Raw genomic sequence first — 5109 nt, 5'->3', positions numbered from 1 at the left:
GGCAGGCGCGTCGGGTCAGCCGCGGTCGTCCGGTGTGCGACCGCCGGCGGCCGGGCCTTCGTCGTCCAGGTCACCGCCGGCGTCCGGGGCGTCACTGTCGTGCCAGCGGGGGTCATGTCGCCACTGGAGGTTGCGCTCGTGGGCCGTCTGCATCGCGTGTGCGGCCTCCTCGCGGCTCGCGTACGGGCCGAACCGGTCCCGGGCCGGGCACTCGGGACCCTCCTCGACCTTCTGGTGCTTGAGGCAGTAGAACCACTCGCCCGGCTTGCCTACCGTCTTGCGCTGGAAGAGAGCCATGCGTTCATGCTGCCCCACCGGCGGCCGGAGCGTCACGGTTAGACTCACGCGCATGTCTGGCCAGTCACTCCTCTCCCCCGGCACGCTCTCCCCCAGGCGTACCGTGCCCGCCGCCGTCCCGCGTCCCGAGTACGTGGACAGGGACGCGCCCACGCCGTACACCGGTCCCGAGGTGCAGGACGCCGAAACGGTGGAGCGCATGCGGATCGCCGGCCGTATCGCGGCGCGGGCCCTCGCGGAGGCGGCCGGGCACATCGCGCCGGGCGTCACCACCGACAAGCTCGACGAGGTCGCGCACACCTACATGTGCGACCACGGCGCCTACCCCTCCACGCTGGGCTACCGCCGGTTCCCGAAGTCCCTGTGCACCTCGGTCAACGAGGTCATCTGCCACGGCATCCCGGACTCGACGGTGCTGCGTGACGGCGACATCGTGAACCTGGACGTGACCGCCTTCATCCACGGCGTACACGGCGACAACAACGCCACCTACCTGTGCGGCGACGTGGACGAGGAGTCGCGGCTGCTGGTGGAGCGGACCAGGGAGTCCCTGAACCGGGCGATCAAGGCGGTCCGCCCGGGCCGCCAGATCAACATCATCGGCAGGGTCATCGAGTCCTACGCCAAGCGCTTCGGTTACGGCGTGGTCCGCGACTTCACCGGGCACGGCATCAACACGTCGTTCCACTCCGGCCTGATCGTGCCGCACTACGACGACCCGCGGGCGACCACCGTGATGCAGCCGGGAATGACCTTCACCATCGAGCCGATGCTGACCCTCGGCACCCACGAGTGGGACATGTGGGAGGACGGCTGGACGGTCGTCACCAAGGACCGCCGCCGCACCGCCCAGTTCGAGCACACCCTGGTCGTGACGGACTCGGGCGCGGAGGTCCTCACTCTGCCCTGAGTCCCGCACCGGCCGCCCGCACGGCCGCCGGACAGCCCGGCATTCCCCGCCCCGCGCGGAGGATGCCGGGCTTCTTCACGTTTTCCCGACGGGCCGGCCGGATAGGATCCCGGTTGCCGACACCGTGTCGGCAAGGGATTGACTTAGGTAAGCCTAAGTAGGAGGATCTGCGTCAGGTGGGCGCAGCAGCGCCGCCGTCCCTTCACTCCTGGTTCCCGGAGGCCCGTCTTGGCCGCGTCCGACGCAACGCCGTTCTCCCAGCTGATCCGTACCGCCTCGCACGAACAGCACACGGAAGCCGAGAACTCCTCCTTCATGGGTGACCTGCTCGGCGGCCGGCTCGGTGTGGCGGCCTACGCCCGCTACACCGAGCAGCTCTGGTTCGTCTACCGCGCGCTGGAGGAGTCCGCCGGGCGCCTGCTGTCGGACCCGGTCGCGGGCCCGTTCATCCGGCCCGAGCTGTTCCGGGTGGCCGCGCTGGAGCGGGATCTGCGCCACCTGCACGGCGGCGACGGCTGGGCCGTCGGGCTGAAGCCGCTGCCGGCCACCGCCGACTACGCCACCCGCATCACCGAGGTCGCCCTGGACTGGCCGGGCGGCTACGTCGCCCACCACTACACGCGTTATCTCGGCGACCTCTCCGGGGGCCAGATCATCCGCGGCACGGCCGAGCGGACCTGGGGCTTCGAGCGCAAGGGCGACGGGGTGCGCTTCTACGTCTTCGACGACATCGCCAACCCGGCGGCGTTCAAGCGCGAGTACCGCGGACTACTGGACGCCCTCCCGGCCGACGACCTGGAGAAGCAGCGCGTCATCGACGAGTGCCGGCAGGCGTTCGCGCTCAACACCGCCGTCTTCCGGGACCTGGGCGCGCAGTTCCCGCTCACCGCCTGACGCCCGGCAGAGCGGCCGACACCCTCCTGCGCCCGCCCGGGGGCGGCGGGGTCAGCCGCCTTCGGCGGAGACGAGCCCGGTGCGCTGGTCGAGAAAGCGCACCTGGCCGTCCTCCTCGTCCTCCGGCGGCACCAGCACGGCCTGGAGCGTGACGTAGACCTGCGTCAGCCACTGCTTGCTCTCGCCCTTGAGCAGCGGCTTCACCAGGGGGCGCACGGTCGGCGTGTATCCGGAGGCGACGGTCTGCTTGGTCTGGTGGTGCGAGGTGAAGAAGACGAGCGCGGAGCCGTCGGTGGTGCGCAGCCCGACCGGCGGATAGCCGGCGCTGTCCGCCGGCAGGTCCGCCCACTCGTTGCGGGCGGCCGGGCGGTTCGCCGACTTCGCGCGGGTGGACCGGCGTTCACTGGTCTGCGGCCCGTCGGCGAAGGTGTCACCCCGGCCGTTCTGGAGGTAGTCGGTGTAGGCGGCGCTCAGTTTCTCGGGCGCGATCAGCAGGCCGGCGTCCTCGCCGCTGCCCGCGTCCGCGCCACCGTCGGCGTCCTTGCCACCGTCCTCGCCGTTGCCGGTCACGGGGCGGGCGAAGCCGTCCTTGTCGGTGGCGAAGTCGGGCACGTCCTCCGCCTGCAGCACCGCCAGGTAGGACGCCTTCCACTTCTCGTCGACGCCGGCCCGGCTGAAGGCGAGCAGCCGGCGCACACCGTCGTCCGCACCGGTCGCCGCGTCGACCAGGAAGTACTTGGGCCAACCGGCCTGACGGGGTATGTGGAAGCGCGGCTCGCTCAGCACCAGCGGCTCGTGGTCGCTGTTGCCTTCCGGGGCGAGCGCCTTCCGGGCACGCAACGCGGCCCGGTTGATCTCACCCAGACCGGCGTGCTCGACCGTGCTGTTGAGGGACGCGTCGAAGTTCCGGTCGGCCTTGTTGCTCACGCGCACGAAGTCCTTGAGCACCTTCTTCGCCTCGGCCCGTTCGACGGCCGGCACCACGGCCCGCTCGCCGTGCACCGTCAGGCACCCGGACAGCGTCGCCGCCAGCACCACCACGGCCCCCGCAGCCACCAGCATTCGCGCTCTCACGCCCGTGCCCTCCCGAACCCCCGCAACCGCTTCGCAGAGTGGCACCCTACCGCCGCGCTCCGTCGCCGCCGCGCGGGCCCTACCGCACCGGGACCACCAGCCGGGCCCCGGTGCGGGGGTGGGCGACGAGCTCCACCGGCTGGCGGTAGACCCGACTGAGCAGGTCGACGCCGAGCACCTGGTCCGGCGGGCCGACCGCGGCGATCCGCCCCTCGTGCAGCACCGCCACCCGGTCCGCGTGGGCCGCCGCGAGTTGCAGGTCGTGCAGGACCACCGCCACGGCCGCTCCGCTCGCCGCACGCTGCCGGCACACGCGCAGCACCAGCTCCTGGTGGCGCAGGTCGAGGGCGGCGGTCGGCTCGTCGAGAAACAGCAGCGGGGTGCGCTGGGCGAGGACCCGGGCCAGCGCCACCCGGGCCCGCTCGCCGCCGGAGAGCGCGGCGAAGGGGCGGGCGGCGAAGCCGGTGGTCTCGGTGACGGCCATCGCCTCCGCCACGGCCGCCTCGTCCTCGTCCTCGGCGGGGGTGCCCGCCCACGGCGCCCGGCCCATCAGCACCACGTCCTCGACCGCGAAGGGGAACGCCAGCGTGGCCGCCTGCGGCAGCACGGCGCGGCGCAACGCCAGGTCGCGGGCACGCCATTCACCCGCCGGTCGGCCCGCGACGAGAACCTGGCCGCTGTCGGCGCGCAGGTCTCCGGCGAGGGCGGCGAGCAGCGTCGACTTGCCGGCCCCGTTCGGGCCGACCAGCGCCAGCACCTCCCCCGCGACGACGTCCACGTCCACGCCGTCCAGTACCGCGCGTCCGCCCAGTCGCACGCCCAGCGCGCAGGCCTGTGCCGGGGTGTCTCCGGGGGCGGGAGCGGCGGGCAGTTCCCGGCCGCGGGTGCGCGGGTTCCTCCAGCGGGTCATGCCCAGCCTCCTTGTCCACGGCGGGTGCGGCGCAGCAGCCAGAAGAAGAACGGGCTGCCGAACAGGGCGGTGAGCACGCCGAGCGGCAGTTCGGCGGGTTGCGCGGCGGTGCGCGCGGCCAGGTCCGCGGCCACCAGGACGAGTGCGCCGCCGATGGCGCTGCCGGGCACCAGGAAGCGGTGCCCCGGCCCGGCGGCCATGCGCAGCAGGTGCGGCACCAGCAGGCCGACGAAGGTGACGATGCCGGCGACCGCCACCGCTGCCGCGGTGAGCAGCGCGACCACGAGGATCAGGGTCAGGCGCAGTCGTTCGACGTCCACGCCGAGGTGCCGCGCGGGCCGTTCACCGAGTGCGAGCAGGTCCAGCTTGCGGGCGTGCAGCGGCGCCAGCAGCAGCCCGAGGGCGGCACAGGGCAGTACGGCCAGCACCTTGGGCCAGGTGGCCTGGGAGAGGGAGCCGAGCTGCCAGAAGGTGATCTGGGTGATCTGCGCGTTGTCGGCGAAGAAGATACAGAGGCCGATGAGCGCTCCCGCGAAGGCGTTGACCGCGATGCCGGTGAGGATGAGGGTGACCACTTCGGTGCGTCCACCGGACCGGGAGAGCGTGTAGACGACCAGCACGGTGACCAGCCCGGCGAGGAACGCGCAGACGGTGACCGTCCACGGGCCGAGGAAGCTGAGCCCGAAGGCGATCGAGGCGACCGCTCCGACGGCCGCGCCCGCGGAGATGCCGATGACGCCGGGTTCGGCGAGCGGATTGCCGAACACTCCCTGCGTCAGGGCCCCGGCGCAGCCGAGCGACGCCCCGACCAGCAGGGCCAGGACGACGCGGGACAGCCGGACGTTCCACAGCACGCTCTCCCCCACCCGGTCCAGTGGGGCGCCGCCGAGGCCGGCACCGTGGACGAGCGAGCCCACCAGGTCACCGAGCGGGATGCCGTAGGCGCCGATCGCGGCGGAGAGCAGCGCGCAGCCGGCCACGGCTGCGAGCAGCAGCACGGTCAGCGGCGCGGTGCGGGAGCGGG

6 protein-coding genes are annotated in these 5109 nt (G+C 72.9%); 2 read left to right on the top strand and 4 right to left on the bottom strand.

From position 1 onward, the window contains the following. Window positions 1-15 precede the first annotated feature (15 nt). Complete coding sequence (locus tag ACYVE9_RS15090; RefSeq protein ID WP_461028357.1) at window positions 16-297, bottom strand: hypothetical protein; 282 nt, start codon at window positions 295-297, stop codon at window positions 16-18. Between the two features lie 52 nt (window positions 298-349). Here ACYVE9_RS15090 and map point away from each other — a divergent pair, with 52 nt between their 5' ends. Then, on the top strand, window positions 350-1207 hold the full coding sequence (gene map, locus ACYVE9_RS15085) for a type I methionyl aminopeptidase (protein ID WP_461028356.1): 858 nt from the start codon (window positions 350-352) through the stop codon (window positions 1205-1207). Between the two features lie 228 nt (window positions 1208-1435). Further along, window positions 1436-2101, top strand: coding sequence for a biliverdin-producing heme oxygenase (locus ACYVE9_RS15080; RefSeq protein WP_461028355.1), 666 nt, complete (start codon window positions 1436-1438; stop codon window positions 2099-2101). Window positions 2102-2152: 51 nt separating this feature from the next. Here ACYVE9_RS15080 and ACYVE9_RS15075 read toward each other — a convergent pair whose 3' ends face one another. The 3 genes from ACYVE9_RS15075 to ACYVE9_RS15065 form a co-directional block, all read right to left on the bottom strand. Next, complete coding sequence (locus ACYVE9_RS15075; protein ID WP_461028354.1) at window positions 2153-3175, bottom strand: hypothetical protein; 1023 nt, start codon at window positions 3173-3175, stop codon at window positions 2153-2155. A gap of 79 nt (window positions 3176-3254) precedes the next feature. After that, complete coding sequence (locus tag ACYVE9_RS15070) at window positions 3255-4085, bottom strand: heme ABC transporter ATP-binding protein (RefSeq protein WP_461028353.1); 831 nt, start codon at window positions 4083-4085, stop codon at window positions 3255-3257. Then, window positions 4082-5109, bottom strand: a 1028-nt coding sequence (locus ACYVE9_RS15065) for a FecCD family ABC transporter permease (protein ID WP_461028352.1), incomplete at its 5' end; no start/stop codon positions are given. The genes ACYVE9_RS15065 and ACYVE9_RS15070, both read right to left, overlap by 4 nt.

It is taken from the genome of Streptomyces sparsus, from assembly GCF_054776295.1.
The sequence above is the reverse complement of the archived record's forward strand: the minus strand, read 5'-3'. Positions and strand labels throughout refer to the sequence as shown.